This window comes from Algoriphagus jejuensis (assembly GCF_039523455.1).
Lineage (GTDB): Bacteria > Bacteroidota > Bacteroidia > Cytophagales > Cyclobacteriaceae > Algoriphagus > Algoriphagus jejuensis.
The window spans coordinates 1-26,527 of sequence record NZ_BAAAFI010000001.1; the positions used below are offsets into that span (position 1 = coordinate 1).

General features: G+C 46.8%; 23 protein-coding genes and 1 riboswitch. Of the genes, 6 read left to right on the forward strand and 17 right to left on the reverse strand.

Annotation, left to right across the window (positions count from 1 at the left end; genetic code table 11):
* Positions 1-148: 148 nt before the first annotated feature.
* From ABD031_RS00005 to ABD031_RS00065, 13 genes are all read right to left on the reverse strand, one after another.
* On the reverse strand, positions 149-1,198 hold the full coding sequence (locus ABD031_RS00005; protein WP_343847717.1) for a homoserine O-acetyltransferase family protein: 1,050 nt from the start codon (positions 1,196-1,198) through the stop codon (positions 149-151).
* An 8-nt stretch (positions 1,199-1,206) separates the two neighbouring features.
* A complete protein-coding gene (locus tag ABD031_RS00010; protein WP_343847718.1) occupies positions 1,207-2,511 on the reverse strand; it encodes an O-acetylhomoserine aminocarboxypropyltransferase/cysteine synthase family protein in 1,305 nt (434 codons plus the stop codon).
* Between the two features lie 178 nt (positions 2,512-2,689).
* A riboswitch (SAM riboswitch) is annotated at positions 2,690-2,800 on the reverse strand.
* Positions 2,801-2,887: 87 nt separating this feature from the next.
* Positions 2,888-3,529 (reverse strand): carbonic anhydrase, encoded by a 642-nt coding sequence (locus ABD031_RS00015; protein ID WP_343847719.1) that lies wholly within the window; start codon positions 3,527-3,529, stop codon positions 2,888-2,890.
* The gene (locus ABD031_RS00020) at positions 3,526-5,067 is read right to left on the reverse strand and encodes a SulP family inorganic anion transporter (protein ID WP_343847720.1); all 1,542 of its coding nucleotides are present in this window, start codon (positions 5,065-5,067) and stop codon (positions 3,526-3,528) included. Before ABD031_RS00020 ends, ABD031_RS00015 begins: the two co-directional genes overlap by 4 nt.
* Positions 5,068-5,172: 105 nt before the next feature.
* On the reverse strand, positions 5,173-6,507 hold the full coding sequence (gene argH, locus ABD031_RS00025) for an argininosuccinate lyase (protein WP_343847721.1): 1,335 nt from the start codon (positions 6,505-6,507) through the stop codon (positions 5,173-5,175).
* Positions 6,508-6,518: 11 nt separating this feature from the next.
* Positions 6,519-7,589 (reverse strand): M20 family metallo-hydrolase, encoded by a 1,071-nt coding sequence (locus tag ABD031_RS00030; protein ID WP_343847722.1) that lies wholly within the window; start codon positions 7,587-7,589, stop codon positions 6,519-6,521.
* Positions 7,589-8,389 (reverse strand): acetylglutamate kinase, encoded by an 801-nt coding sequence (argB, locus tag ABD031_RS00035; protein WP_343847723.1) that lies wholly within the window; start codon positions 8,387-8,389, stop codon positions 7,589-7,591. The genes ABD031_RS00030 and argB overlap by 1 nt, the downstream gene beginning before the upstream one ends.
* Positions 8,390-8,412: 23 nt before the next feature.
* Positions 8,413-9,357, reverse strand: a complete 945-nt coding sequence (locus ABD031_RS00040; RefSeq protein ID WP_343847724.1) for a Rossmann-fold NAD(P)-binding domain-containing protein — start codon at positions 9,355-9,357, stop codon at positions 8,413-8,415.
* Positions 9,358-9,377: 20 nt separating this feature from the next.
* The gene (locus tag ABD031_RS00045) at positions 9,378-10,511 is read right to left on the reverse strand and encodes an aspartate aminotransferase family protein (protein ID WP_343847725.1); all 1,134 of its coding nucleotides are present in this window, start codon (positions 10,509-10,511) and stop codon (positions 9,378-9,380) included.
* 98 nt (positions 10,512-10,609) lie between these two features.
* The gene (gene argC, locus ABD031_RS00050; RefSeq protein WP_343847727.1) at positions 10,610-11,578 is read right to left on the reverse strand and encodes an N-acetyl-gamma-glutamyl-phosphate reductase; all 969 of its coding nucleotides are present in this window, start codon (positions 11,576-11,578) and stop codon (positions 10,610-10,612) included.
* Positions 11,571-12,761 carry an argininosuccinate synthase gene (locus ABD031_RS00055; RefSeq protein WP_343847729.1) on the reverse strand — a complete coding sequence of 397 codons (1,191 nt, stop codon included), beginning with the start codon at positions 12,759-12,761 and terminating at the stop codon, positions 11,571-11,573. Before ABD031_RS00055 ends, argC begins: the two co-directional genes overlap by 8 nt.
* A gap of 36 nt (positions 12,762-12,797) precedes the next feature.
* Positions 12,798-13,481 carry a GNAT family N-acetyltransferase gene (locus ABD031_RS00060; protein ID WP_343847730.1) on the reverse strand — a complete coding sequence of 228 codons (684 nt, stop codon included), beginning with the start codon at positions 13,479-13,481 and terminating at the stop codon, positions 12,798-12,800.
* 389 nt (positions 13,482-13,870) lie between these two features.
* On the reverse strand, positions 13,871-15,115 hold the full coding sequence (locus tag ABD031_RS00065) for an aminotransferase class V-fold PLP-dependent enzyme (RefSeq protein ID WP_343847731.1): 1,245 nt from the start codon (positions 15,113-15,115) through the stop codon (positions 13,871-13,873).
* A gap of 230 nt (positions 15,116-15,345) precedes the next feature.
* On the opposite strand from ABD031_RS00065, the gene ABD031_RS00070 reads away from it, so the two are divergent.
* The 3 genes from ABD031_RS00070 to ABD031_RS00080 all read left to right on the forward strand — a co-directional run bounded on the left by ABD031_RS00070 (position 15,346) and on the right by ABD031_RS00080 (position 20,029).
* Positions 15,346-16,050, forward strand: coding sequence for a DsbA family oxidoreductase (locus ABD031_RS00070; RefSeq protein WP_343847732.1), 705 nt, complete (start codon positions 15,346-15,348; stop codon positions 16,048-16,050).
* Positions 16,051-16,256: 206 nt separating this feature from the next.
* Positions 16,257-18,680 (forward strand): TonB-dependent receptor, encoded by a 2,424-nt coding sequence (locus tag ABD031_RS00075; RefSeq protein WP_343847733.1) that lies wholly within the window; start codon positions 16,257-16,259, stop codon positions 18,678-18,680.
* 17 nt (positions 18,681-18,697) lie between these two features.
* Positions 18,698-20,029: a hypothetical protein gene (locus ABD031_RS00080; RefSeq protein ID WP_343847734.1), complete on the forward strand. Its 1,332-nt coding sequence runs from the start codon at positions 18,698-18,700 to the stop codon at positions 20,027-20,029.
* A 187-nt stretch (positions 20,030-20,216) separates the two neighbouring features.
* On the opposite strand, the gene ABD031_RS00085 is transcribed toward ABD031_RS00080, so the two are convergent.
* Positions 20,217-21,140 (reverse strand): SMP-30/gluconolactonase/LRE family protein, encoded by a 924-nt coding sequence (locus tag ABD031_RS00085; RefSeq protein ID WP_343847736.1) that lies wholly within the window; start codon positions 21,138-21,140, stop codon positions 20,217-20,219.
* 11 nt (positions 21,141-21,151) lie between these two features.
* Entirely contained in the window at positions 21,152-21,994 is an 843-nt protein-coding gene (locus ABD031_RS00090; RefSeq protein ID WP_343847737.1) for a TolB-like translocation protein, read from the reverse strand.
* 349 nt (positions 21,995-22,343) lie between these two features.
* On the opposite strand from ABD031_RS00090, the gene ABD031_RS00095 reads away from it, so the two are divergent.
* Positions 22,344-22,649, forward strand: a complete 306-nt coding sequence (locus ABD031_RS00095) for a DUF2752 domain-containing protein (protein WP_343847739.1) — start codon at positions 22,344-22,346, stop codon at positions 22,647-22,649.
* The gene (locus tag ABD031_RS00100; protein WP_343847740.1) at positions 22,642-23,019 is read left to right on the forward strand and encodes a TM2 domain-containing protein; all 378 of its coding nucleotides are present in this window, start codon (positions 22,642-22,644) and stop codon (positions 23,017-23,019) included. The genes ABD031_RS00095 and ABD031_RS00100 overlap by 8 nt, the downstream gene beginning before the upstream one ends.
* A gap of 256 nt (positions 23,020-23,275) precedes the next feature.
* Here ABD031_RS00100 and ABD031_RS00105 read toward each other — a convergent pair whose 3' ends face one another.
* Entirely contained in the window at positions 23,276-23,983 is a 708-nt protein-coding gene (locus ABD031_RS00105) for a hypothetical protein (RefSeq protein ID WP_343847741.1), read from the reverse strand.
* Between the two features lie 48 nt (positions 23,984-24,031).
* Between ABD031_RS00105 and ABD031_RS00110 the strand changes: the two genes are divergently transcribed.
* The gene (locus ABD031_RS00110) at positions 24,032-24,559 is read left to right on the forward strand and encodes a HEAT repeat domain-containing protein (RefSeq protein ID WP_343847742.1); all 528 of its coding nucleotides are present in this window, start codon (positions 24,032-24,034) and stop codon (positions 24,557-24,559) included.
* A 236-nt stretch (positions 24,560-24,795) separates the two neighbouring features.
* Here ABD031_RS00110 and pckA read toward each other — a convergent pair whose 3' ends face one another.
* Positions 24,796-26,397: a phosphoenolpyruvate carboxykinase (ATP) gene (pckA, locus tag ABD031_RS00115; RefSeq protein ID WP_343847743.1), complete on the reverse strand. Its 1,602-nt coding sequence runs from the start codon at positions 26,395-26,397 to the stop codon at positions 24,796-24,798.
* Between the last annotated feature and the right edge of the window lie 130 nt (positions 26,398-26,527).

The following is a 26,527-nucleotide window of genomic DNA, read 5'->3' on the forward strand; positions in this document are numbered from 1 at the left end:
ATTCCCTTAGTTGGCCTAGGCCAACTAAGGGAATGGGTTGATACAAAGTTTAAACCCTAGACACAGTTTAATGAACTATCCCGAAGCATAGTTCAAATCCATTTAACATTGAAACCAAAATGGCGGGTTGATACCTGCCATTTTGGTTTCAATTCTCCAGGTAATAAGACTTAAGGAGGTAAGCGAGTTGTTCAAACTCAATCAAAAACGCATCATGGCCTGCGGTCGAGTTGATTTCTTTGTAGGTTCCGCGTTTAGCTTTTTGGCTGATGTATTGGGCTTCCTTAGGAAGAAATAGCAAATCGGAATTCACTCCAATAGCGAGGACTCTCGCCTCAATTGATCCGATAGCTGCGGCGATTCCCCCCCGATTTCTGCCAAGATCATGACTATCCATCGCCTTGGAAAGTGTCCAATAGGAGAGCGCATTAAAGCGATTGGCGAGTTTCTTTCCTTGATATCTCAGATACGAAGCCGCTCGAAATCCGTCCAGTTTTTCGTCATTTTCACTTTGCTTAATCAGTAAGTCATCAGGATGACGATAAGTGAGCATTGCAATTGCGCGCGCAGTTTCCAGCCCCTTGATTCCGGCAAGTTCATGGCATTCGCCCCAGGTCGAATCTGATTCTATGGCCATGCGTTGCGTCTCATTGAATCCGATCACCCATGGTGAACTCTTAGACGTAGAAGCCAAGATCACCGCATTTTTCAATTTTTGACCCAAAGTCACAGCCCACTCCAAGCCGACCTGACCACCAAGGGAACCGCCTATCAGGGTGTGGATTTGATCGATTGCCAATTCAATCCGAAGTCTCTCCAGACTAGCCGCCAAATCCCGTGTGGTGACTTGCGGGAAATTATAGAAATAGGGTTCGCCGTTTGCCGGATTTTCGCTAAAAGGATTGGTAGATCCGTAGCAGCTGCCAAGCAGGTTGGCGCAGATGATAAAGTGGTTGGCTGGATCGAAGAACTTGTCTTCGCCGATCAGTCCATTCCACCATTCTGCCGCATTTGCGTCACCGGTGAGGGCGTGAATGACCCAGATTACATTCGATTTTTCAGAATTCAGTTGCCCATACGTCGTGTAGGCAAGATCAAATTCTCTCAGGACTTCGCCGGATTCCAGATGCAATGGGTCTGTCGAATGGTAAACTTCCTGAGTCATAGTTGGTTCAGCGTATTGGCTTGTCAAATTCATTGGGGTAATTAGATTTTTTCAAATGCTTGCTGCAAATCAGCTTTAATGTCGTCGATGTGTTCGATGCCAAGCGATATTCGGAGCATGGTAGGAGTGACGCCCGCCGCCAGCTGCTCTTCATCGGAAAGCTGCTGATGGGTAGTCGCAGAAGGTTGGATGATCAATGTTTTCGCATCGCCAACATTGGCGAGATGAGAGATGAGATTTAAGTTGTTGATGAAAGCAGAGGTTTGTTCTTTGCTTCCTTTGATCTCAAAACTCAACACTCCACCAAAGCCATTTCTTAGGTATTTTTTACCTAAAGCATGATAAGGAGAGGAGGCGAGACCAGGGTAGTTCACCTTGGAAACCTGCTCGTGGGCATCCAGCCATTTGGCGATTTCCAGTGCATTGTCTACGGTTCTTTGTACGCGGAGCGAAAGTGTTTCAATTCCCTGAAGCAAAAGGAATGAATTGAAAGGGCTGATCGCTGGGCCAAAGTCTCTCAATCCTTCGACTCTGGCTCGGATTGCAAAAGCAACGTTGGGAAGTCCCAACGGATTGTTTTCGCCGAAAACCTCCCAGAAATTCAATCCATGATAGCCCTCGGATGGCTCGGAGAATTGCGGATATTTTCCATTGCCCCAGTTGTAATTTCCTGCATCTACAATCACTCCACCAATGGACGTGCCGTGACCTCCGATCCATTTGGTAGCGGAAGAAACGACGATATTTGCTCCATGGGCGATGGGTTGGCATAGGTAGCCTCCTGCGCCAAAAGTATTGTCTACGACGAGTGGAAGGTCATGTTTTTTCGCGACAGCGGCTATGGCTTCGAAGTCAGGCACGTTGAATTCTGGGTTGCCGATGGTCTCCAGGTAAAGTGCCTTGGTTTTGGAGTCGATGAGTTTTTCAAAAGCGTCGGCTCCATTGCCTTTTGCGAATCGAGCTTCAATCCCCAGTCGCTTAAAGGCGACTTTAAATTGGTTGTAAGTGCCGCCATACAGGAAGTTTGTCGAAACAAAATTGTCGCCAGCCTCCATGATGTTGTTCAGGGCCAAAAACTGAGCGGCCTGTCCTGAGCTGGTAGCTACAGCGGCTACTCCGCCCTCCAATGCAGCAATTCTGTTTTCAAAAACATCCGTCGTCGGATTCATGATCCGTGTGTAGATGTTTCCAAATTCTTTCAATCCAAAGAGATTAGCGCCATGCTCTGCGCTGTTAAAGACGTAGGAGGTCGTTTGGTAAATGGGGACCGCTCTGGCATTGGTGGCGGAGTCTGGAGCTTGTCCGGCGTGAAGCTGGAGTGTTTCAAATCGATAGTTAGTAGACATAAAATTGAGTTTTTTTGGGTTAGAAAAGACAGGAAAGATCCCGGGAATCGAGATCAGTATAGGTTGAATCAGACATAGAAACGTATGATCCGAACATAATAAATCCAAAGTTGGAAAGAGAATTTGGCCAGCGGCCAAAAGAAAAACTGGGAATAAATCGCTCGTGCATCTTGCAAGGAATTTATAGTTCCGAAAGAGAATACCTCAGTCGGCAGGAATTGGCACCTTTCCGCTTCGGAAGGTTGCCAGAGGGTCGTCGAGCCTGTCTCTCGCCTCTTCTGTATAAATCCCCGCACTAAAAGTGAAAGGATGTGCAAAGAAAAACCCGGAAACTGAGAAATCAAAATAGTTGCTCAGGTTCCGGAGAATATTTTAATTATAAATCATCCAGATTGTAGCGGAAGATAGGGTTGACAGTATTCGGATCAGCCTTGATCGTCGTCAGTTCTTTTACTCGTCCGTTGTTGAGTCCGTATACCCAACCGTGGATTTCAGGTGCGCGGCGCTCTTTCCAGGCTTTTTGGATGATGGAAGTTTTGATCAGATCCTCGCATTGCTCCATTACGTTTACCTCCACCAAACGATTGACCTTGTCCACATGATTGTTGATGGAGTCGATTTCAGGTTGGTATATCTTGTAGACCTCCTTGATGTTGCGCAGCCATTTGTTGATCAGCCCATAGCTCTTATTGCTGAGTGCAGCTTCTATCCCGCCACAGCCGTAATGGCCGCAGACGATTACATGGTCTACTTTTAAGATATCGACCGCATATTGTAGGACGGATAGCATGTTGAGATCCGTATGTACCACCATGTTGGCGATATTTCTGTGCACGAAGATCTCGCCGGGGTCGGTTCCTGTGATTTCATTTGCAGGTACGCGGCTGTCGGAGCATCCGATCCATAGGAACTTTGGTTTTTGCTGTCCCGCTAGGCGATTGAAGAAGTCCTTGTCAATTTGAATTTTTTCTTCAGACCAAGCCTTGTTTTGCAATAAAAGTTTTTCGTAGGGGTTCATACTTTTTGCTTCACATTTTTGGAGAATCCTTCTATCACTATTTCGATATCCCTTGAGGGAGCAGTTTCAATAAAATCGTGCAAAAGTTCCTGGATATCGTGGTCAATGAATCTTGCTTTGGTTGCATTGAGGATGACAAAACTTCCCGCTGGGATCGTGGAAAGTTGTTTCATCAACGGGGCTTTATTGAGGAACGAGACATCTTTTTGGAGTTTGAGAAGATAGTTTCCGTTCATTTCAGTAACTACAAGCGAGCGCTGGAAGTTGGTTTTTATTACGAAGAATAAGCCTACGATCATTCCAATCCCTATCCCTATCAGCAAGTCTGTAAACAGAATAGCAATCACAGTTAAGATAAACGGAAGAAATTGATCGAAGCCTTTTTTGTATTCGTTGATAAAAATTGCTGGGTTTGCAAGCTTATATCCGACAAGAAAAAGTACCGCTGCCAGGCAGCTCAAAGGGATTTTGTTTAATACGTTTGGGATAGTCAAAACCAAGATCAGGAGCAAAAATCCATGAAAAATTGCCGACATCTTTGTTCTCGAACCTGAGGAGATATTGGCTGTTGTCCGAACGATCACCACGGTAAGCGGTAGCCCGCCTATTAGACCGGAAAGGAAATTTCCCGTTCCTTGGGCTACTAGTTCCCTGCTCGCAGGAGTATTTCTTTTCTGAGGATCCAGTTTGTCACCTGCTTCGACACTCAACAGTGTTTCGATGCTGGCGATGATTGCCACTGTGAATGCAACCAGCCAAAAACTGTAGTCACCGATCAGGCTGAAATCGGGAAAGGTTAACAGCGAAGGAAGTTCCGAGAGATTCGAAAGCACAGGGATCGACACCAAATGATCCCCTCCGAGTTGCCAGTCAGGATTCCAAAACCGATACGTCTCATTGATCACAATCCCCGCAATCACCGCCCACAGTGGACCGGGAATCACTCCGAAGATTTTGTGGCTTTTTATCCTGGGCTTCTCAAAGAGAATCAAGATTAGCAGCCCGATCAAGACGATGGGTATCGCACCCGGGCTATTGTAAATGAAGGCGTAGTAGATTTCTGTGAATGTATTGTGATCGTCCAACTGCTCAAATGCCATGTCCCCGATATGGTCTTTATCATAGCCAAGCGCATGAGGGATCTGTTTCAGAATCAGAATCAAGCCGATTGCCGTCAGCATCCCTTTAATCACCGAGTGCGGGAAATAGTAACCCAGCACCCCGGCCCGCAAAACTCCCAAAAGTAGTTGGATTAGTCCTGCAGCAACGACCGCTCCGAGAAACAATTGAAAACCGCCAAGACTGGAGATCGAATCCAACACGATCACAGTGAGACCAGCAGCAGGGCCACTGACCGCCACATGGGATCCGGAGATAGAACCGGCCACGATGCCTCCGATAATTCCCGCGATCAAGCCTGCCATCGGCGGTGCACCGCTGGCGACGGCGATCCCTAAGCAAAGTGGTAGAGCTACCAAAAAAACCACCAGGCTGGATTTGAGATCGTATTTTAAATTCTCCCCAAAAAGACCATTCATAGTGCAGAAAATAAGAATAGTACAGCTTGAATAAAAGCAATAGTCTCTAAAAATAAATTTTTGCGAGGAATGTTTCTAAACTTTTGGATGAGTGGGAGAAAAAAATTACCCGATCAAACGCTCATAGGCGCTGTCAATTTTGGAGAAATCAAATGACTGGGTGGCCGCTCTCATCTTGGCTTGGATAGCAGTGGAGCACAGATTTCCGATACTGCCTTCATGCGTATGGTTGAGATGATTCTGATCGGGAGCAAACTGATCTGCTTCGATTTCATAGCCCACTTGCTTGTAGGCATCACGGAAAGGGACACCTTTCAAGACCAGGTCGTTGACGACCTCGACGGAAAACACATGCTTGTAAAATGAGTCCTGCAGGATATTTTGGCGTATTTTGATGGACTTTAGCATAAATGTGCTCATGCCAATGCATGACTTCAGCTTGTCAAAAGCAGGGAAAATCTCCTCTTTCAGCAGCTGCATATCCCGGTGATATCCTGTGCTCATATTTGTCAACAGAAAACTTACCGTAGTCGGAACGCCCTGAATCTGATTGGTTTTCGCTCGGATCAGCTCGAATACATCCGGGTTTTTTTTGTGTGGCATGATGCTGCTGCCGGTTGTCAAATCATCTGGAAAGGAAATAAAAGCGAAATGCTGATTCATAAACAGACAGACATCCGCTGCCATCCTATTCAGCGTTCCTGCGATTCCTGCCATCGCAAAAGCCAAAGTTCGTTCGGTCTTTCCACGGCTGTTTTGGGCATTGACCACGTTGTGGTGCATATCGGCAAAGCCCAGTAGCGATGTGGTCAGGGTGCGATCCAATGGGAAGCTGGAGCCATATCCTGCGGCAGAACCTAACGGATTCTTGTTACTCAAGTCAAATGCAGCTTTGAGCAAACCGAGATCTTCCGTCAAGCCTTCGGCAAAAGAGCCAAACCAAAGCCCAAAGGACGACGGCATCGCCAGTTGGGTATGGGTATAGCCTGGCATCAGGTCATTTTTGTGTTTTTCAGAAAGCTCGATCAGTAGTTCAAAAAGCTCGACTGTTTCCTCGACAAGTTCTTTGATCGCAGCTCTGTAGAACAGCTTCAAATCCACCAGGACCTGATCGTTTCGACTACGTCCGCTGTGTAATTTTTTACCCACCTCACCAAAGCGCTCTGTCAGCAGAAACTCCACCTGTGAATGAACGTCCTCGACACCTGACGCAATGCTGAATTTCCCTTCACTGATTTCGGAATAGATTTCCTTCAACCCCTTCTGCAAGGTCGCGTTGTCCTCTGGCGTGAGCAGGCCGATTTTCTCCAACATGTGTGCATGAGCCATCGATCCCAGGACATCAAACGGCGCCAGAATAATGTCAAACTCAGGGTCTCTACCGATTGTGAACTGTTCTACTTCTTTTTTGCTGCCAGTATCTTTTTGCCAGAGTTTCATAGGGATATGCTTTAGCTGAGTTCAGCGTAGGTGTTGATGATTTTGATATAGCCTTGGATTCCGGCTTTGATTTCTTCCACGAAGATGAACTCATCTGCGGAATGAGATCGAGCGGAGTCACCGGGGCCGATTTTGACAGAGGGCCAAGGAATCAGTGCTTGGTCAGAGAGGGTAGGGCTACCGAATTTCTCAAGTTTCAGTTTGGCAGCGACCCGATACATCAGGTGCCCATCCGGAAGGTGAGAGGATTGCAATCGCATAGATCGAGGCGTAAGTTCCGCCTTCAGGTTTGATTTTAATTCCTGAAAAGCTTCCTCCAAAGTATATGCATCCGTCACTCTGACATCCAAGGTGTATTCACAAAGATCCGGCACTACATTGTGTTGGTGTCCAGCTTTGATTACGGTAGCTGTGACCTTTGTTCTGCCAAGGAAGGGCGAAGATTTGAAAAATGAAAAATTCCTGATTTCGTCCAAGTCATCCATCGCAAGGTAAATTGCATTGACGCCCTCCTCTCTAGCCGCATGACCGGCTTTGCCGTGGATTTTTGCGTCAATGACCAAAAGTCCTTTTTCAGCAACAGCCAGGCGCATCTGGGTGGGTTCGCCAACGATGGCAATCTCCGCCTCGGGAAGTTTTGAAATGATCGAGGAAATACCTTTTGCCCCGGATATCTCTTCCTCCGCCGAGGCTATCATTAACAGATTGAAGGGGAGGGGTTTGCCGATAAAATGGCAAAAGGTTGCGATCAAACTTACCAGAGGCCCGCCGGCGTCGTTGCTTCCCAAGCCGAAAAGCTTTCCATCCTTTACTATTGGCGTGAATGGATTGAGGGTGTAACCATTGTTTGGTTTCACAGTGTCGTGATGGGAGTTGAGCCACACGGTCGGCAAGGCAGGATTATATTCGTTCGCAAAAGCCCAGACATTGTTTCCCGCGCGATTGACTGAGAGATTCTTGTCAAGCAAAAAAGCTTCGATCAGGTCTGCGGTGATGTTTTCTTCTTTGGAGAAGGAGGGGACTGCAATCAGCTCCTTCAAGAACTCCACGGCTTCTTCAAAAAGGCGGTCTACGTTTTCCATCAATACAGATCGAATCGGTTACGCTCAATAGTTGTCCCCGACAGTTTTCCTTTTGCCGCCAACAGGAGATTCTCGGCTTTCCCGATCCAGACATGGTTCACGCCTTTTTCCAGGGCTGCAAAGGCATTGTCAAGTTTGGGAATCATGCCTGAATGGATCACATTTTCTTTGCGAAGTTCAGCATAGATATCTTCGTTGATCAGTGGAATGATCGAACTGTCATTCTTTTCATCCACCAAAACCCCACTCTTATTAAAGCAAAAATAAAGGTTGACTTGGTGTTCGGCAGCTAGACTTGTTGCCAGTGCGGAGGCGATAGAATCCGCATTGGTGTTGAGCAATTGACCTTTTTTGTCATGGGTGATTGCGTTGACCACCGGCTGCAACCCTGCCGAAAGCAACGCATCGATCAGCGAAATATTGACTGCCTGAATGTCGCCGACAAAGCCATAGTCGATTCCCTTAACCGGGCGTTTGATGGAGCGGATCAAGTTGCCGTCGGCTCCGGTCATGCCGATGGCATTGACTTTCAACGCCTGAAGTTTGGCCACCAAATTTTTGTTGATCAGTCCGGCGTAGACCATCGTGACGACGTCCAGAGTGTCTTTATCTGTGATCCGGCGACCATCGACCATCTCCGGCATGACTCCAAGGGACTCTCCAAAGCGGGACGCCATCACTCCACCGCCATGCACGAGGATTTTGTTGCCTGGAAATTTGGCAAAAAGGGCCAAAAATTCATCCAACTTCTCGGGGAAGTCGATGACGTTCCCGCCGATCTTGATGATTGAAATCTTCATAGGTTTGGTGGCTTAAAAAGGTATTAACCCAAGATGGTGCTGATCACAGCCTGGGCGGCATATATTCTGTTTTCTGCCTGCTTCTGTACCAAAGAACGTGCCCCGTCTAGGATTTCATCGGATAGTTCGAGATTTCTTCGGACAGGAAGACAATGCATCACCTTCGCATTTTCGGCCTGCTTTAGGTGCTTTTCGGTAAGCATCCAGCTTGGATCTGTGGAGTGGATTTTTCCATAGTCATTGAAAGAAGACCAGTTTTTAACGTACACAAAGTCAGCATCTTCAAGCGCTTTACTTTGATCAAATTCGATAGTGGCACCTTTGGTGAAACCTTCATCAAGTTCATAGCCTTCGGGATGAGTGATCGTCAGATCGTGTCCCATGCCGAGGGTCCACTCGGCAAAGCTATTGGCTACCGCATGAGGAATCGCTTTGATGTGCGGACCCCAGGTTAGCACGACTTTGGGCTTTCTTTTTCCTTTGGAAAATTCATTGATCGTGATCTGGTCTGCGAGACTCTGAAGCGGATGGCGAATCGCCGATTCCAAGCTCACGACCGGCACGCCACAGTATTTTACAAACTGCCCAAAGACAAAGTCATTGATATCTTCCTCCCGGTTGGTCAGGGAAGGGAATGCTCGGATCGCAAGGATGTCGAAATACGAACCCAACACACCAGCGGCGTCCTTGATGTGCTCGACGGTTCCTCTGTTCATAATTGCACCTTCTTGCATTTCAAGCGCCCAGCCTTCCTTGTCCATGTTGAGGACGATTGCCTCCATTCCGAGATTTTGTGCGGCAATTTGTGTACTGACACGAGTTCTAAGCGACGGATTCAGAAAAATACAGCCGATCCGTTTGCCTTGACCTTTGGCGAGATCGAGACGGGGATTGGATTTATAGGAAAGAGCCAGGTCAATCAGTTGCTGACCTAGCTCTTTGGATTCAAATTGAGTGAAATGCTTCATCTATCAATGGGAAGTTAAAATCAATTGCTGCTCAGAATTTCCTTAAGAGCGACTAGAAACGAATTTAGCTGATTCCATTCGACGGACAAAGGTGGGAGCAGGCGGATAGTTTCCTTTTTGCCAGCCGAGCCGCAAAACATATGGTACTTGTTAACGAGTTCGGATCGAACCGGAGCGGCATCGCGATCTAGGTCAAATCCGATCATCAGCCCTTTTCCACGAACGTCTATGATGCCCGATATTTGGGCAAGTTCCGCTTTCAGCTTTTCGCCGAGTTCGAGGGCATTCGCTTGAAGCTTTTCGGTTTCCAGCACCTCTAAAACGGCTAATCCTGCGGCACAGGCGAGATGATTGCCTCCGAAAGTAGTGCCTAGCAAACCATAGGATGCTTTGAATTCCGGGGAGATCAGTAAGCCTCCGATTGGAAATCCGTTGCCCATTCCTTTAGCCATGCTGATGAGGTCGGGCTGGATGCCTGCCCACTGAAAGGCGAAGAATTTTCCGGTTCGACCATAGCCGGACTGGACTTCGTCGAGGATCAATTTGGCTTCGTATTTTTTGCTAAGGGAAGAAAGTCCCTGGAGAAAGGCAGCTGAAGGAACCTGGATTCCGCCAACGCCCTGGATCCCTTCGACGATAATTCCGGCGATGGAATTGGTTTTCATAACTTCCTCCACAGCGTCCAAATCCCCGAAAGGAAGGATATGAAAATCTTCCCGAGCATTGCATGGCGCAACTATCTTGGGATTGTCGGTCAAAGCAACCGACCCGGAAGTTCTGCCGTGAAAACCACCGCTGAAAGCGATAAATCCCGATTTTCCGGTCGCAAATGAAGCGACTTTGATGGCGTTTTCATTGGCCTCAGCTCCGGAATTAACCAGAAAGAGACTGTAGTCCGGCAAACCGGAAAGTTCACCCAGCTTGGTAGCGAAGTCCTTCTGGATCGGGATCTGAATAGAATTGGAATAGAAAGCAATTTGGTCCAGCTGCTCTTTCAGTTGCTTGACATAGTGCGGATGTGTGTGGCCGATGGAAATCACGGCGTGACCTCCGTAGAGATCTAAATATTCTGTTCCTTGTTCATCCCAAAGTTTGCAGCCTTCGCCTTTGGCAATGGTGACTGGGATGAGTGGATATACGTTGAATAAATTCATGATGAGTTGCGATATGGGAAAGACAGCCGAAGGACTTTCGAACTGTCAATTCTGGTGAGAAGATTTGAAAAACACGAATTGTTTGGCTGAATCTTAGATCAAAAAGCAATGCTTTTGAGATTCAGCCCAATCCTCTCTTCCAGTCCAAAAGCCAGGTTGTAGTTTTGCACGGCCTGTCCGGATGCGCCTTTCAACAGGTTGTCAATCGCGGAATAGATCACCAATTGTCCAGCTTCTTTTTGCACATGAACAATGCACTTATTAGTGTTCACCGCCTGCTTCATGTCGATATCTTGGGTAGCTATATGGGTGAAGGCAGCGTCTTTGTAGAACTCTTGATAGGCTGTCAAAGCTTCGGCTTCAGTTCCCTCAAAAGGGAAATAAGCAGTCACCCAAATGCCCCGGGGGAAATTTCCCCGGTAAGGAACAAAGAGCAATTCTGAATCAAAGTCAGCATTCAGTTGAGTGAAAGTCTGCTTGATCTCGTTTAGGTGCTGATGGGTGAAAAGCTTGTAAACAGACATGTTGCTGCTTCGATAGCTGAAGTGCGAAGTCTCACCAAGCTTTTTTCCGGCACCGGTAGAACCCGTAATTCCCGTAATATGGACCGATCCTTTTGTCCAGCCATTTGCTATAGCCGGAGCCAACGCCAGCTGAATGCCAGTGGCGAAGCAACCCGGATTGGCGATCTTCTTTGCCGTCTTGATTTTGGCTTTATTCACCTCAGGAAGTCCATAGACAAAGCCGTTGGACTCGTCCCGGAAATCTGTGGAAAGGTCAATGATAACAGTCTCAGGAGAAAACGGATGAGCTTCCAAAAAACCCTTGGTTTCTCCATGTGGAAGGCCCAAAAAAACCGCATCAACTCCATCTGTCGGGACTTCGTCGGTAAAGACCAAGTCACAATCTCCGATGAGATCCGGATGAACTTCACTTACTTTTTTGCCTTTTTGGCTATTGGAATGTACGCAAACGAGGTCACAGTTTGGGTGGTGGACCAAGAGGCGAAGTAATTCACCTCCGGTATATCCTGCCGCGCCGATGACCGCTGTTTTGATCTTAGTCATGGCCATTTACTTTATGGAAGATCGCTGTTTGGTTGCCTAGAATTCGCGTAAAACCTTTCACATCCTCACCAGTGTAGCCTTTGTTCATTTCGCCATAGCTTCCAAACTTAGAAGACATCAGGTCGTGGTCAGAGATGATTCCCAAGAGCGTGAATCGATAAGGCTGAAGCAAAACACGCACATCCCCGCTCACAAACTCCTGCGTGCTGGCCAGAAATGCTTCCATATTGCGCATCACAGGATCGAGGTAGTGACCCTCGTGCAGATGGTTACCGTAGAATTCGGCCTGCTGGTTTTTCCAGAACATCTGCCACTTGGTCAGCGTGTGCTTCTCCAGCAATTGGTGGGCTTTGATGATGACAATCGGCGCCGCGGCTTCAAAGCCGACACGACCTTTGATCCCGATGATCGTATCGCCGACGTGGATATCTCGCCCGATCCCGTAAGGAGCTGCCAAAGCCTGAACGGCTTGAATTGCATTCACAGGATTGTCAAAAGTCTCTCCGTTCACACCTTTTAATTCACCCTGAACAAAAGTCAATTTGATTTCCTTTGGCTCGGTTTCAGTCATCTGAGTCGGCCAGGCTGATTCCGGTAAAAAGTCAGATGAAGTAAGTGTTTCTTTTCCTCCGACTGAGGTTCCCCAGATTCCTTTATTGATGGAGTAAGCAGCTTTCTCGAAATTCATTTCGACACCATGCTTTTTCAGGTAGTCGATTTCTTCCTGACGGGAAAGCTTCAGATCGCGGATTGGCGTGATGATTTCGATATCCGGGACGATGGTTTGGAAGATCATGTCAAAACGAACCTGATCATTTCCAGCGCCAGTCGAGCCGTGTGCTACGGCTTTTGCGCCGATTGATTTGGCATATTCTGCCAAAGACTTTGCTTGGAGAATCCGCTCAGCGGAGACAGATAGGGGATAGGTGGCGTTTTTCAGCACATTGCCAAAAACCAGATACTTGATCACCTCTCTGTAATACGTGTCCAAAACCTCCAAAATATGAAATGAAGCTACCCCAAGCGTATTGGCGCGGGCTTCAACGGCGGCAAGTTCCTCCTTCGAAAAACCTCCGGTATTCACAATCACCGCATGGACCTCGTAGCCGAGATCTTTGGTCAGGTGCAACGCGCAATAGGTGGTATCCAGGCCTCCACTGTAGGCTAAAACAACTTTCTTCATAGTGTCTAAACAGGTTGAGTTCCCGAAGGAATCTGGTTAAAGGAAAATGCTTTTGACCGAATCCTTTGACTTGGTCAATTTGAGCATGACATATTTTTTAAGTCTGACCCATCGGTCAAACAATTTCAGGTCTTTCTTGAAATCCACTCGTAAGGCTAGTTCCTCGGTGTGATTCTTTTTAGCCTGAGGATCGTAAAGCATGGCGGTGCAGATACAGTTCTGTCGGTTTTTTGACATCAAAATCTCGTAATTCACACAGCTTTGACAGCCTTTCCAGAAGCTTTCGTCGTCGGTAAGGTCGCTATATCCCACAGGAATGTAACCAAGTTCGGAGTTGATTTTCATCACGGCGGCGCCGGTCGTTAGACCGAAAATCTTCGATTCCGGATATTTCTTTCGGCTGAGTTTGAAGATTTCCTGCTTGATCTTTCGTGCCAAACCGTACTTTCTGAATTCAGGAGAGACGATCAAGCCCGAGTTGGCGACGTATTTTCCATGTCCCCACGCCTCGATATAGCAGAAACCTGCCCATCGACCATCGGTGGTCAACGCGATCACCGCTTTTCCTTCCTCCATCTTGGTTTCGATGTAAGCAGGGCTTCGCTTCGCGATCCCGGTTCCCCGAGCTTTGGCAGAACTTTCCATCTCCTCAGTGATTTGAGTGGCGTAAGCCTTGTGCGAAGAGTCAGCGACTATGATTTTGAAAGAGATTTCTTCCATGGATATTGCATGAATTAACCTTGCCGGATGGGCTCAGTGTAAGGTTGAATTACTTTTTTTATGGATTTAGGCGAAAGGAGTTTTCCACGTGTGGAAAACAAAATAAATCATAGGGTCAAACCCTAAAAGTAAACCTGTTCCTCCTCAATGGAGAAAAATTAGGCATAGCAATAGCCGTCATCGCCGGGCAAGGAGCCGGAGCAGAATAAGATGCTATGTCTTTGGAGTAAATCATGCTTTTGAGGGTGCAAATGTTGTTTGTTGAAAAACTAATTGCAAGAAAAATACCAAAAAATTACATGATGGCCACGAATTTCCCATTGGGAAATGATTATCCGAATTTTATCTTTTCGAGTTTTGCTTCTCAAAAATTGATTTGCAAGTGTTTATCAACCCGCCATTTCCTTTAGCGCAGCCACCAACTGATCCAGTTCTGCAGTCGTGGTGAAGACGTTTGGACAGATGCGGCATCCCTTGATCCCGGCGCCGTCGATAGGTGCAGAATAGATCTTATATTTTTCAAAAAGCACCTTTCCCATGTCTGCAGGTGTCATTTTCTCTACCCAGGCATTGCCAATCCCGCAGCAGCGCTCGACGTCCGTCGGTGTATTGACCGTGATACCGGGAAAGTTCCGTACTTGATCTGACCAATACTTTTGCAAAAATCTCAGGCGTTCTTCTTTCTTTTTTCCTCCGATTCTGTTGTGAAAGTCAATAGCATCCAAGACCGTCAAATCCGTGGCAACGGGATGTGTTCCTATTTGATTGAGGTATAGAATCGTCTTCAACTCCAAGTTGCCGGGAGCGAGGAGGGGTTGAATTTTGTTGATTTTGTCCTTCTTGACGTACAGCATTCCACAGCCCAACGGCACGCTCAGCCATTTATGAAGGCTGCTGCCATAGTAGTCGCAATCCAGCTCGTGTAAGTCAAAGGTGAACTGCCCCACAGCGTGAGCTCCGTCGAGCATCACCTCAACACCCCGCTTATGCGCCATGTCAGCGATCTTTCGGACGGGAAGGATGTGTCCGGTAATGTTTACGATATGTGGCACCATGATCAGCTTGGTCTTCGGGGTGATCGCTTTTCTGTACACCTCGACGACCTCTTCGTCATTTTTTGGATGGGTTGGAATGTCGATCTTGACAGTCTTAATTCCCCACCTTTTTGACGCCAATTCAAACATGGTCTGCATAGTGCCATAGTCCTGATTTGCATAGATGGCTTCATCTCCCGCTGTCCAGGGATAGCCGGAAATGATCAAATCCAGCGATTCAGTCGTGTTTCGGGTCAAAATCACTTCCTCTGCAGATGCTCCTACTAGTTCCGCTACCGCAGCCGCCGACTTTGCCTTGTTGTCAAACTGAACCGTGCGCATGTAGTAGGCCGCCTGATAATTGATGTCCCGGATATGGTTCATGTATTTTTCAAGCGTCTCCTCAGGCAGGAAACAATAATTGCCGTTTTCCAAATTGATGTAGTCAGGGTTCAGTCGGTATCCTTTGCGAAGTTGATCCCAGATGTCTTCTGCAGAAAAATCGAGGTTGTCTAGTGAGAATGCCTTGGATTGCTGAGGGGCGAGTGATGTTCCCAGACCAACTACGGCCAATGATTTGAGAAATGATCGTTTGTTCATGTCAGGTAGTGGTTAGAGCAGGTAGAAAAGTAGCCAAATGAGCAATAAAAAGATAGCCATTCCTGTAATCCAAGGGGCTCGCTTTGGAAATTCGAATTTGCAGATCGGACAAGTCGCTGATTGGGCATCGATTTCCATGGCACAGGAAGGGCATTCTTTCGTTTTCACGGTAGTGGCTTGAACTCTTTGTGATAAAATAGGATTTGCCATTTAAGTAAATCAAAAATGCTATGAAAATCGAGATTTGGTCAGACGTTGTATGTCCTTTTTGCTACATCGGTAAAAGAAAGATTGAAAAAGCCCTGGATAAGTTTCCAAACAAAGATCAGGTAGAGATCGAATGGAAAAGCTTCCAACTGAATCCAGACCAACAGACGAACCCAGCTATCAGTACCCTGGAGCATCTGGCCCAGTCCAAAGGTTGGTCGATGGAACAGACGCGTGAGATCACTTCAAATGTGGTGAATATGGCCGCAGCTCAAGGCCTAGAATTTGACTTTGACAAAGCGGTCGTTGCAAATACCAGAAATGCCCATCGCCTGATTCATATGGCAAAAGAATCAGGCAAGGATGGAGAAATGAAGGAGCGACTGCTCCGCGCATACTTTTCCGAAGGAAAGAATGTGGACGACTTTGCAACCTTGATTTCAATAGGAGCGGAGATAGGATTAGTTGAAGTTGAAATTGCGGCAATGCTTGAATCAGACAAATTTGAACAAGCTGTAGATCAGGATATTTATGAATCGAGACAGATCGGCGTGAGAGGAGTTCCTTTCTTTGTGTTGGATCGAAAATTTGGTATCTCGGGCGCTCAGGACGATTCGGTTTTTGACCAGACTTTAGCGAAGGCTTGGGCAGCATATGCGAAAGAGAATCCTACGTTGATCATGGAAGGTTCTGACGGAGAAAGCTGTGAAGTGGACGGGAATTGCTGATTTGTCCAAGTGTACAATTTGTTAAATACAAGCCAACGGATCTGCTCGGTTGGCTTTTTTATTGTCTAGGAGAAAGAAACTGCCTAGAAACGCAAAGATGGGCAGCTGGTGCCAATACAGGTCCCGAGAGAATTTTTTAGAAACTTTTGAAATTTATTTAGACTAATTACAGATAATAATTAAATTTGCGCAACAATTCATTAGTAATGAAAAAGCATATTTGCGCACTTGCATTTTTCCTCGTAGGAATACTAAGTTCTTATTTAAGTTATTCCCAAACAGGCTCTCTTTCCGGCAAATTGACCTTTGAGGATGGTACCCCGATAGCATTTGCGACGCTTCTCATTCCAAATTTGAAAAAGCATACACTGTCAGACGAAAAGGGGAACTATGAGTTGTCCTCCATTCCCTTTGGAAGTTATCAGCTGGAGATCGGGAGTCTGGAAATAGAGAAAGGAGCCCACAATATTCAGATTGATAAGGCTAAGAATGAACAGGTTTTCGTGATCAAAAGAGCAGGAGAGCGCTTGCTCGAAGAAGTCTTGGTGCAGGGCGAGTCTGTGAAGGAGGAAATTGAGGAAACCGGTTTTGCGGTAAACGTCATCGAAACCAAAAAGGCCTCCTTGCAATCGCTGCAAACGAATGATCTCCTTAACCGCTCCGTGGGCGTGAAGGTCCGACAAAATGGTGGTTTGGGCGCTGCGGTATCTTATAACCTCAACGGCATGTCGGGCAATTCTGTGCGGGTATTTATCGATGGAATTCCGCTTGCTACGTATGGCAATTCTTTCAGCTTAAACAGTATACCTCCGGCCTTGATCGATAGAATCGAGATTTACAAAGGTGTCATCCCAGCCCACCTAGCGGATGATGCGCTGGGAGGAGCGATCAACGTAATTCTAAAGAAAAGCGTCGGCACCAACTTGACTGCTTCGCTATCCTACGGGTCTTTCAACACCCAGCAGGCAAACTTCAGCGGAAGCTATCGAGCTCCCAAGTCCGGATTTACCGTGAAGGCTTCGGGCTTTTACAACTACTCAGACAACGACTACGAAGTTTGGGGCAAGTTTGTGCGGAACATCCTGCCAAACGGCCGTTACGACTACGTGCGCGCCAAGCGTTTCAACGACGGCTATCAGTCGGTCGGTGGTTTGGTGGAAGTTGGATTCACTGGAGTCAAATGGGCCGATCAGTTTCTAATCGGGTACAATGGATCGGACGAATACAAAGAAATCCAGCATGGTACCTACATGACCATTCCGTACAAAGGTCGTTTTTCCGAATCTTCCTCCCAGGTACTGAGTCTGAATTACCGAAAGTCAGACTTTGTCACCAAAGGACTCGAGTTGACCTTCAGCGGCATGCTGAGCAAAAGAAATCAGGTCGTCAACGATACGGTGCGTTGGAACTACGATTGGTTCGGCAACATGAGCTATGGGCTCAACGGGCAACCGATCCTACGCCCCTCGGGTGCTCAGCAGGGCGCGCCTACGATCAATCATATCTTCCGGGATGTGTCAACCTTTCGTGGTGGATTTAATTACGATTTGGCAGAAAATCACCGCGTGGTACTCAGTCACATGTACTACCAAATCGACCGGGAAGAGCGAGATGATATGCGTCCGGCGATCGAGCGGGAGTTTATCGGAACAAGAGATTTGGTAAAGAACGTCACCGCCCTGGCGTATGAATTCAATGGCTTTGACTCACGGTTGAAGTCGAATCTTTTCGGAAAATTCTACCAGCAAAAGATCGATCGAATGGATCCCAAACTGGAAAATCAAAACGGGGAGATGGTAAAGGTCGAGGATCGGGTCGCTAGTAACCGACACACAACAGGCTGTGGCTGGGCACTTTCTTTCGCAGTGAAACCAAAATTCACTATCCTGACCTCCGCGGAAAAGGCAGTAAGAATGCCTTCCGAAAATGAGATTTTCGGAAGCCCCGGAGACAACATCGTGGAAAACATCGGAATCCGTCCGGAGATCAGCAATAACCTAAACTTGGGATTTAGGGCATTGCCAGTAGATCTGAGCCAGCACAAACTGTCCCTTTATGTCTCTGGATTTGTACGTGACACCAAGGATAAGATTGTCCAGCGAATTAACCCAAGGATGAACGACGCGGTGCAGACCGATCCTTTTGAAAACCTTGGCAAGACCAAATCAATCGGCTTTGAGGGCGAAGTAGGCTACACGTTTAAAGGTAATCTGAATGTTTCCCTCAATGTTTCCAAGTTCAATACCGTGTTCAACATGCAGCATGATCCCAACGGGAATGAATACACCTATTACAATCAACAACTTCCGAACGAGCCCTTTTTTACGGTAAACACTACTGTTCAATATGCGCTCAATAATCTCATTCAGGACAAGTCGGTAGTGAACTTATACTATGGATTTGGATTCGTAGATCGGTTTTACACCACCTGGCTGGAGATCGAAGACTTCAGAACTCCCCGTCAGTTTATCCAGGATATCGGCGTGAACTATGTATTTCCAAACAAGCGATTTGTCGTCAGTGGAGACATTCGCAACATCTTCGACCAGCAGGCCTACGACAACTTTGCGGTGCAAAAGCCGGGCAGAGGATTCTACTTAAAAATCAATTATACACTCAACAATTTCTAACTATTATAATATTAAGCATGAAAAAGCAGTTTTTAAACTTAGGATTTCTTGTTGCAATGCTCAGTGCATTCGCTTTTGTCTCGTGTACGGAGAGCGGTGGAGATCCAGTGACTCCGCCCGAGGAAACCGAAGACCGATGGATCACGGTGGCGGGAGCACTCATGGGAACCAATCCCGGAGATGGCAACGGGGGGACTCAGGTGTTTTCAGTAACCAAGGAAGATGCAAAAAATCCAGAAGTGAGTATCAATGTTTACGAAAACGGGTATGGTGTCAAATCCAACAGAACTGCCCGTCTTCAGTCTTCTGAGGATGGCAATACACTTTTCAACATTGCTTACACCGGTGACAACGGAGGAGAGTTTTCAAAGTATGACGTGAACGGCGGTGAAGTTTTCACCCAGTCTGACGTGTCTGTGAATATCTCTCAGTACGCCAGTACTTCACCTAGATGGATGAAGCTGTTTGACGGCGACAAAACCGGAATCGCGGTAAATGTCGCGAATATCCAAGCCAACAATGCTCCTGGAACAGCTAATCCAGATGCACCGTTTGCTTACTATAGAGGGGTGGCCACGGTGCTGTCACTAGATCTGCAAAACACGCTAATCTCTGCATTCAAGCAATATGAGCTTCCACTTACTGAAGAGGAAGAAGCTGCTGGACACACGATCTTCAGATTGGATGGTTCTGTTTTGAATAAGGCCGGAAACAAGCTGATCATTGGAACGTGGATGCGTAAGTATGACGTCGCTACGGGAACCGTCGAAAGTGATTTTGAAAGACTAGGTACCAAATCGGTCGTAGTAGATTACCCTTCTTTGGAAAACCCTACCATCATCACCTCTTCCGTTGCTCACGGGGACTGCAGCGGATACAGAAGCTTCAACAGTTTTCTTGCCGAGGACGGTTCTATCTACCAGGCAACCCAGCGAGATCCGAATGGTTCTCACATCCTCAAGATCTTGTCAAACAATGTATATGACGACTCCTATGTGTTCAGCTTAGACGCTGCATTGGGGGTAGAAGGTGTCTATGTTGACTCTTGGAGATATGCGGGAGACAATAAGGCGATCGTGTTGTACACCCATGATGGGGTAGAGCAGGGCTACATCGCCTATGTGGATCTTGCGACTAAAACTGCTACCAAAGTTGATATCCCTTATGACGCCGATTTGGATTTTGGACAATATCAAGGCTTTGTCGTTGACGGAGACGATGTCTATGTTGCTGTAACACCAACCGGCAAAGATGGCAACATCTACATCATCGACTCAAAGACCGGCCTTGCAAGCAAAGGTGCCAAACTTGTCAACCAGCCAGGCAACCACTACATTGGGATTTTCTAAATCGGTGTTCGGAAACTTTTAAAAATAGGTTCGATAAAAAAACTCCCGGTAGGTGCTGCTTACCGGGAGTTTCTGTTTTATAGGAATGGAGCACCGCTGGCTTACTTTTTCTAAGGGGTTTGTGATTGTCTTACTATTGGCGATCTGCTAACTACTGTTTAATCGCATTATTCACGTCACAACACGCTTACCAAACTCCCCGGGTTTTCATCTTTACGGTATAGACTGCGCCCGAAGCGGTAATGAAAAGGGTTTTGCGATCCAACGCGCCAAAACAAACATTGGCAGTCCATTTTTCCGGAACAGGGATATGAGCGATTTGCTCCCCTTTTTTGTCGAAAACTGTCACTCCGTTGCCCGTCAGGTAGACGTTTCCGCGTTCGTCAATAGTCATCCCGTCGGACCCCATTTCGCAGAAAAGCGTCTTATTGGTCAAGTAGCCGTCCTCTTGAACGTCGTATTTCCAGGTTTTCTTGGCTCCAATGTCGGCGACGTACAGGGTCTTTCCGTCAGGCGTTCCAACGAGACCGTTGGGTTGAGTCAGATCCTCCGCTACGCGGAAAAGCTCTGTTCGGTCAGCAGAGAGGAAGTAGACGTGCTTTCCGTCCTGTTCCATTTCCTTGCTCCGGATTCCCTCCCAATATGCTCTCGGGTAAAGGGGATCGGTAAAATATATCCCGCCCTTTGGTCGTACCCAGACGTCATTTGGGCCGTTCAGCTTTTTCCCTCGAAACGAGGTGACGAGCACGGTCTCTTCCCCTGAATACTGATCGATCTCCCAAAGCTCATTGTTCAGGTCTGCGGCCGCTATCATCTTCCCATCGAGCTGGAAGTATAGCCCATTTGATCGCCCAGCCCCTTCGCGAAACAGCACAATCTCGTTGGAGTTGGCGTTCCATTTGTAGATTTTGTCATTAGGCTGGTCGGTAAAAAAGACGTCCCCTTGTCGGTTGATCGCGGGTCCTTCGGTAAAGCTGAATCCATCTTTGACCTTCACGACTTCGGCGCCTTTGGCAGTGATTCCTTTTTTGTCTTCGATCTGTGCGAAAAGGGTGACGGAAGTCAGCAGAAGTATGGAAAAAGCCAGCGCGTTTTTGAAATTCTTGTTCATCGGTTTTGAGGTTATTTGCGTTGCATGGTGACTACAAGCTTGTTTAAATCAGGGCTGTAGGCCATGCGAGTTATGTTTTGGTGGGTGGAAGATTCAATTTTTCCGAGAAATTCCCATTCGGAGTCTGTTGTTTTTTTGCGATAAATGCCGTTTCCCTGCGCCATAATCAGGTAGTTTTGGTCTAGCCAGATGAAATCAAGAGAACCGGCCAATCCAAATCCCAAAACCTCTGATTTTCCACTTTCGATATCAAAAGTGCGGATTGGAAGCTCTAGCCCCGCCAAGGTTTCCTTCGGAGATTTCATGGATAAATAGCCGATTTGAGATGTTTTGGGTCTGCGCTTGACCGACCTGCCGATGTGATCATCGATTTGGAGGATGTTTCCTTTTCCCCTTGCATAGACCAATTTGTTTGGCTCTCCGAGGACAAACATCGCTGCTTTGTTATCATACCAGTCGTAATAGCCGACCGGGGCAATATCGTCGTAGAGCAATTCGGGTTCGCCCAGATTGATGGGATAAAGCCAAAGGCGCTGTGTGCTGTCCGGTTCCATCACCACCGCAGAGATGTATTGCTTACAGTCCGTCAGGGTAGGGGAAAACTCGCTTCGGTCGGCGGTTTTGGAAAGATTGCTAAAGTTGCCCGTGCGAAAGCTGTAAAGGATAATGTCGTGGTTTCCCTTTTCATCCGCTGCGGAAAAGACCAATTCAGAATCGTTGATGAAATTGGGCTGATTGTCGTATTCCGGACGGTCGGTCAGGGTTTTTGCCGTTTCAGGAAGGAGCTTCAGCTTCTTGCCCTTACCCTCAGTGTCCATAACCAGAAGATCGAAACCTCCCTGAGCTACAGTCATTTGTGGGATTAAAAACATGGAAAGGACAAGCGATAAAAGGAATCTATACATGAAATCAGGTTCTAAGGCGTCCAAAATACGAAATGACCGGAAGAATGGAGTGGGGGATCGGTGTTTATTGTAAACAGTGGCACAGAAAATTAGCGTAGTGGGAGGAGTAATTGCCGGGTTGTGAAATGACCAATGCCCGGTGACAAATCCTGCGTAGTGCCAATTTACCTGCGAAAAACCCTGTCCACATGCGGACACATTTTTGTACGTTATTCACCCAGACTTTTTACGCATAGTCCCAATGCGGCGAATTTAGACCACATTTGGTAGCTGGCACCTTTTTCGTACTTTGAGTGTCATGAAGCAATTTGCAGCATATCTACACCGCTTACCGCTGGAGTTGGTCTTTTGGGTCGGGAGCATCATTGCTATCCTGATGCTGGAGCCTTATTCCGAAAGCCACCTGAGTCTTTGTCCGCTCAGTCAGCTTGGTTTCGATTGGTGTCCGGGTTGCGGATTGGGCAGATCAATGAATCTCCTCGCGTACGGAGATTTCAGCGCTTCTTGGTCGATACACCCATTTGCCATTTTGGCTTATGCAGTGATCTTCCATCGTATTTGGAACCTTATTAGAAACTTAAAAACCACACACAATTATGGCTAATGTATTGAGACACCTTCCGGAACTAGAAGGAATGGAACTGGGCTACATCCAGGGATTGATGAAAAGTATGGATGAAGACCAAGCGTCACTTTTTGCGCAGGTTTACCGTGCTAGACGAAAGGACGCGCAGATGATATTGATTTTGACTTTGATTGGGTTTTTCGGATTTGCGGGTTTACATCGGTTTATCCTAGGACAGGTAGGTCTTGGGATCCTGTATATCCTGACGGTAGGGCTTTGTTTTATCGGTACAATTGTCGATTTGGTCAATTACAAGAGCTTGGCTTATGAATACAACGTAAAGATGGCACACGAAACAATGGCCATGATCTCTAGTCATTTCCCAAATATGGGAGGAACAACAACCTGATTTAAAACAACCACTTAACACGACCGGCCCCGAGAAATCGGGGTTTTTTTTTCGATAGACGAGCCAAAGGGATCTGAAGGCAAAAAGCAATGAGCTCTCTGGTTAAAGCGTATTTTTTTCTCCTTCAACCTGTCTGTGTCACTAAGATTAGGAATAGGACGAGTTAGGTTGAAGGAATAAGTCAAATCCAGTTTATAGAGAAGAAGGATATCGCCGACTAAATCCCTTCGAAATGGATGTTTGACTAGTTGAGGCGTCACCAATTATCGTCGTTGGTTGTTTCCGATTCGCCAAGTGTCAATTCTCCGAAAATCTCTTTTCCCCGCTCTGAAAAAATCAAATGAAATCTTTGAACCAATTCGCCGACTTGCACCAGTTCTTCAAAAGAAGCCTGAGAGATATGAACCGGAAGCTCAATCAGATTTTCTTCTTTTTGGGAAAAAGGAGGAGAGACCTCGGAAGAAAAGTAAAATGGCCACATAGTCTTTGCGCAGCTAATTCCCCAGAAATCCATGGGAAACCGATTAGCGTAAGAAGTTAGCCTTTCATTAATCTCTTCGAAAAATCGCTCCGATTCTGCTAATCTGACGCGCGAACCAGCACGTGATTTCCCCTTGGTTTTGAGATGCTTAATCTGTGATACGCCTTGTTTTTGACGAACCATATAAGCGCGAAATACCTTGTGGTCGATCAATTTTCCCAAGTGAAAATAACCCGCAACGGCCTGACCCGCTCGGATTAGAATCATAGAATAATGTGAGTCAGGCTTTTCTCTCAAACCAAGCGATTCATTCCAATCCAGCATCCAGGGCAAGTAGATCTTTGCCAGCCAGACCCCGTCCTTCTCGATTTGCATTTGATGTTTTTTCGCGAGGTAGCTGAGGGAAAACTTTCCATTCGTTGCGGTCGCGAGCAAGTTCTCGACCGATTGCTTACTGACGAGCTTTGCTTGTGGAATATTCATTTGGGGGCAAAACAATTCTATATCTTTGTACAAAGAAATAAAAAAATCATGCAGGAAAATATCCAGACCCTTTTTGACAGAATGTGCGATCCCAAAGAATCCGAAGCCTATTTTTTTGCGGATAAACTTGGCGGGGTGGCAGACGAGGAGGCAAAAGATAAACTTGTTCAGCTTGTGAAGGGTGACGCTTGGGAGGTAGCCTACCTGGCATGTAGAGCGCTTTCGAAAACGAAATTTCAGGAGGAATCCCTCGACGTGATTTTTGAGACGATTTTTGACAAAAAGAATAAATCGGTTCAGGGCGCATTCACGCAGATTCTGGAGGAGTTTGACCTCAGCCACAGATTTGTGGATGTATTCAAAGTGTATCTTTTCGGAAACTATAAGGCGTCCACACTGGCAAAGGTTTATCTAGATGAGGTTGAATTTGACATTACTCCTCGCACCATCCGAAAAGCTGAAAAGCACTGGAATCACTACCTGCATAATCCCGAAGACGAAGGAAGCGTGGAGCTGAAAAAGTCCGAAGTGGAGCCGATGCTGAAGGAGATGAAAGAGCTGTTTGACCAGGAGTAAGCGAAAACTATTTTAATAAAAAGGCCTGTCAGTTTCTAACATCTGACAGGCCTTTTTTTCTTTTGCAAAGAACCGAGCAAGTTCTAACATCGTGAATGGGCACGCCGCCTCTCACACCTAGAAGATTGGAATGAAATTCCAAAAAGAAAAGGAGACAGAATTATTCGACTAGTTGTCACAGTCAGTTGACCGATCGTTACCAGTGGCAATGTACCCGCTCCTTTTCTTCAGATAGATCAGCTCAAGGGTGCTCCCTTGAGTATGTCTGCATCGGCAAATTCTTCGAACTTCTTGAAATTGTCGATGAATGCATTAGCCAGATCATTTGCTGTCTTATCGTAGTGCTCCGGATTTTCCCAAGTGTTTCTCGGATTGAGTACAGGACAAGGAACGTCTGCGCATATTTCTGGCACCATAAATCCGAAAACAGGATCCTTTCTGAACGGCGCATACTCGAGCTTTCCTTCCAAGGCAGACTTTATCATCGCCCGGGTATGGGCCAGTTTCATACGCGATCCAACGCCGTAGGAGCCACCCGTCCATCCGGTGTTGATCAGCCAGACATTCACTTCGTGCTTTTCCATTTTCTCACCAAATAACTTGGCGTATTCGGTGGGATGTAGCGGAAGAAAGGCTGCTCCGAAACAAGCAGAAAAGGTCAATTTAGGCTCGGTGACACCCATCTCAGTTCCGGCGACTTTGGCCGTGTAACCGGAGATGAAATGGTACATCGCCTGGCTCTTGTTTAGTTTGGAGATCGGAGGAATGACCCCAAAAGCATCTGCCGTGAGAAAGAAGATGTTTTTTGGAATGCCGCCGATAGAGGGCTGAACCGCATTTGGGATGAAATGTATGGGGTAGGCGGTACGTGTATTTTCGGTAATTGATCGATTGAAATAGTCTATTTCTCGGCTTCCTGATTTGAAGCGGGTGTTTTCGACGATGGTACCGAATTTAATGGCATCAAAAATTTCGGGCTCTTTTTCGTGGCTGAGGTCAATTACTTTTGCGTAACATCCACCTTCGAAATTAAATACGGTGTCTTCGGTCCAGCCGTGCTCGTCATCACCGATCAGCTGTCGATCTGGATCTGCGGATAGCGTAGTTTTCCCGGTTCCGGAAAGTCCGAAGAAAATAGCCGTATCACCATCCTCGCCTCTGTTAGCCGAGCAGTGCATTGAGAGGACTCCTTTTTCATGAGGAAGGATGAAATTGAGAACCGAGAAAATCCCCTTTTTCATCTCTCCGGCGTAGGCAGTCCCACCGATAAGGATCATTCGTCTGCTCAGATCCAAGATGGCAAAATTTGGATTTTTGGTGCCATCAACTGTTGGATCTGCCTGAAAGTCCGGCGCACAAATAATCGTGAAATCGGACTGGAAAGATTTCAATTCTTCCTTGGCCGGGCGCAGAAACATGTTGTAGCAAAACAGATTGTGCCAAGCCAGGGTATTGATAATCTTCAGCTTCAGCTGATGATTGGGATCGGCACCGGCGAGTGCATTTCGGACAAAGAGATCTTTGTCTGCGAGGTGTGCTTTCATCTTGGTGAACAGGTCATCAAATTTCTCTGTGTCAAAAGGAATATTGACCTCTCCCCACCAGACAGCGTCACGTGTCTTGTCATCCGAGACGATGTAGCGGTCTTTGGGCGAGCGTCCGGTAAACGTGCCCGTGTCGACCATCAATGCTCCGGTGGAAGACAGAAAACCTTCCTTTCTGCGTAGCGAATGCTCCACCAATTCGGCCGGAGTAAGGTTGGAGAAAACTTTCCCTCTCGTGTCCACATCAGGCTGTGGATAAGAAGAATTCTTGGGGGTCAGAACTAAGTCCTGCATAGATATTTGGGTTTACAAACTGAAAATAGTCTGATCAAAATTAGGGAGAATATTCAAATTCAACATAAAAAAATCATCGAAATTTAGCGATACAATCGATTACGAAGAAAAATCAGAATATTATTTGACT

Bases quoted from the DNA above. Each gene is read 5' to 3' on its own strand.
- argH (WP_343847721.1), bottom strand. From the start codon at position 6,507: ATGAAACTCTGGCAAAAAGATACTGGCAGCAAAAAAGAAGTAGAACAG.
- ABD031_RS00080 (WP_343847734.1), top strand. From the start codon at position 18,698: ATGAAAAAGCAGTTTTTAAACTTAGGATTTCTTGTTGCAATGCTCAGT.
- ABD031_RS00090 (WP_343847737.1), bottom strand. From the start codon at position 21,994: ATGACTGTAGCTCAGGGAGGTTTCGATCTTCTGGTTATGGACACTGAG.
- ABD031_RS00110 (WP_343847742.1), top strand. From the start codon at position 24,032: ATGCAGGAAAATATCCAGACCCTTTTTGACAGAATGTGCGATCCCAAA.
- ABD031_RS00045 (WP_343847725.1), bottom strand. From the start codon at position 10,511: ATGAATTTATTCAACGTATATCCACTCATCCCAGTCACCATTGCCAAA.
- ABD031_RS00105 (WP_343847741.1), bottom strand. From the start codon at position 23,983: ATGAATATTCCACAAGCAAAGCTCGTCAGTAAGCAATCGGTCGAGAAC.
- ABD031_RS00020 (WP_343847720.1), bottom strand. From the start codon at position 5,067: ATGAATGGTCTTTTTGGGGAGAATTTAAAATACGATCTCAAATCCAGC.
- ABD031_RS00100 (WP_343847740.1), top strand. From the start codon at position 22,642: ATGGCTAATGTATTGAGACACCTTCCGGAACTAGAAGGAATGGAACTG.
- ABD031_RS00065 (WP_343847731.1), bottom strand. From the start codon at position 15,115: ATGAACAAACGATCATTTCTCAAATCATTGGCCGTAGTTGGTCTGGGA.
- ABD031_RS00085 (WP_343847736.1), bottom strand. From the start codon at position 21,140: ATGAACAAGAATTTCAAAAACGCGCTGGCTTTTTCCATACTTCTGCTG.
- ABD031_RS00075 (WP_343847733.1), top strand. From the start codon at position 16,257: ATGAAAAAGCATATTTGCGCACTTGCATTTTTCCTCGTAGGAATACTA.
- ABD031_RS00030 (WP_343847722.1), bottom strand. From the start codon at position 7,589: ATGGAAAACGTAGACCGCCTTTTTGAAGAAGCCGTGGAGTTCTTGAAG.
- ABD031_RS00055 (WP_343847729.1), bottom strand. From the start codon at position 12,761: ATGAAGAAAGTTGTTTTAGCCTACAGTGGAGGCCTGGATACCACCTAT.
- argB (WP_343847723.1), bottom strand. From the start codon at position 8,389: ATGAAGATTTCAATCATCAAGATCGGCGGGAACGTCATCGACTTCCCC.
- ABD031_RS00060 (WP_343847730.1), bottom strand. From the start codon at position 13,481: ATGGAAGAAATCTCTTTCAAAATCATAGTCGCTGACTCTTCGCACAAG.
- pckA (WP_343847743.1), bottom strand. From the start codon at position 26,397: ATGCAGGACTTAGTTCTGACCCCCAAGAATTCTTCTTATCCACAGCCT.
- ABD031_RS00015 (WP_343847719.1), bottom strand. From the start codon at position 3,529: ATGAACCCCTACGAAAAACTTTTATTGCAAAACAAGGCTTGGTCTGAA.
- ABD031_RS00010 (WP_343847718.1), bottom strand. From the start codon at position 2,511: ATGTCTACTAACTATCGATTTGAAACACTCCAGCTTCACGCCGGACAA.
- ABD031_RS00040 (WP_343847724.1), bottom strand. From the start codon at position 9,357: ATGAAGCATTTCACTCAATTTGAATCCAAAGAGCTAGGTCAGCAACTG.
- argC (WP_343847727.1), bottom strand. From the start codon at position 11,578: ATGACTAAGATCAAAACAGCGGTCATCGGCGCGGCAGGATATACCGGA.
- ABD031_RS00070 (WP_343847732.1), top strand. From the start codon at position 15,346: ATGAAAATCGAGATTTGGTCAGACGTTGTATGTCCTTTTTGCTACATC.
- ABD031_RS00005 (WP_343847717.1), bottom strand. From the start codon at position 1,198: ATGAATTTGACAAGCCAATACGCTGAACCAACTATGACTCAGGAAGTT.
- ABD031_RS00095 (WP_343847739.1), top strand. From the start codon at position 22,344: ATGAAGCAATTTGCAGCATATCTACACCGCTTACCGCTGGAGTTGGTC.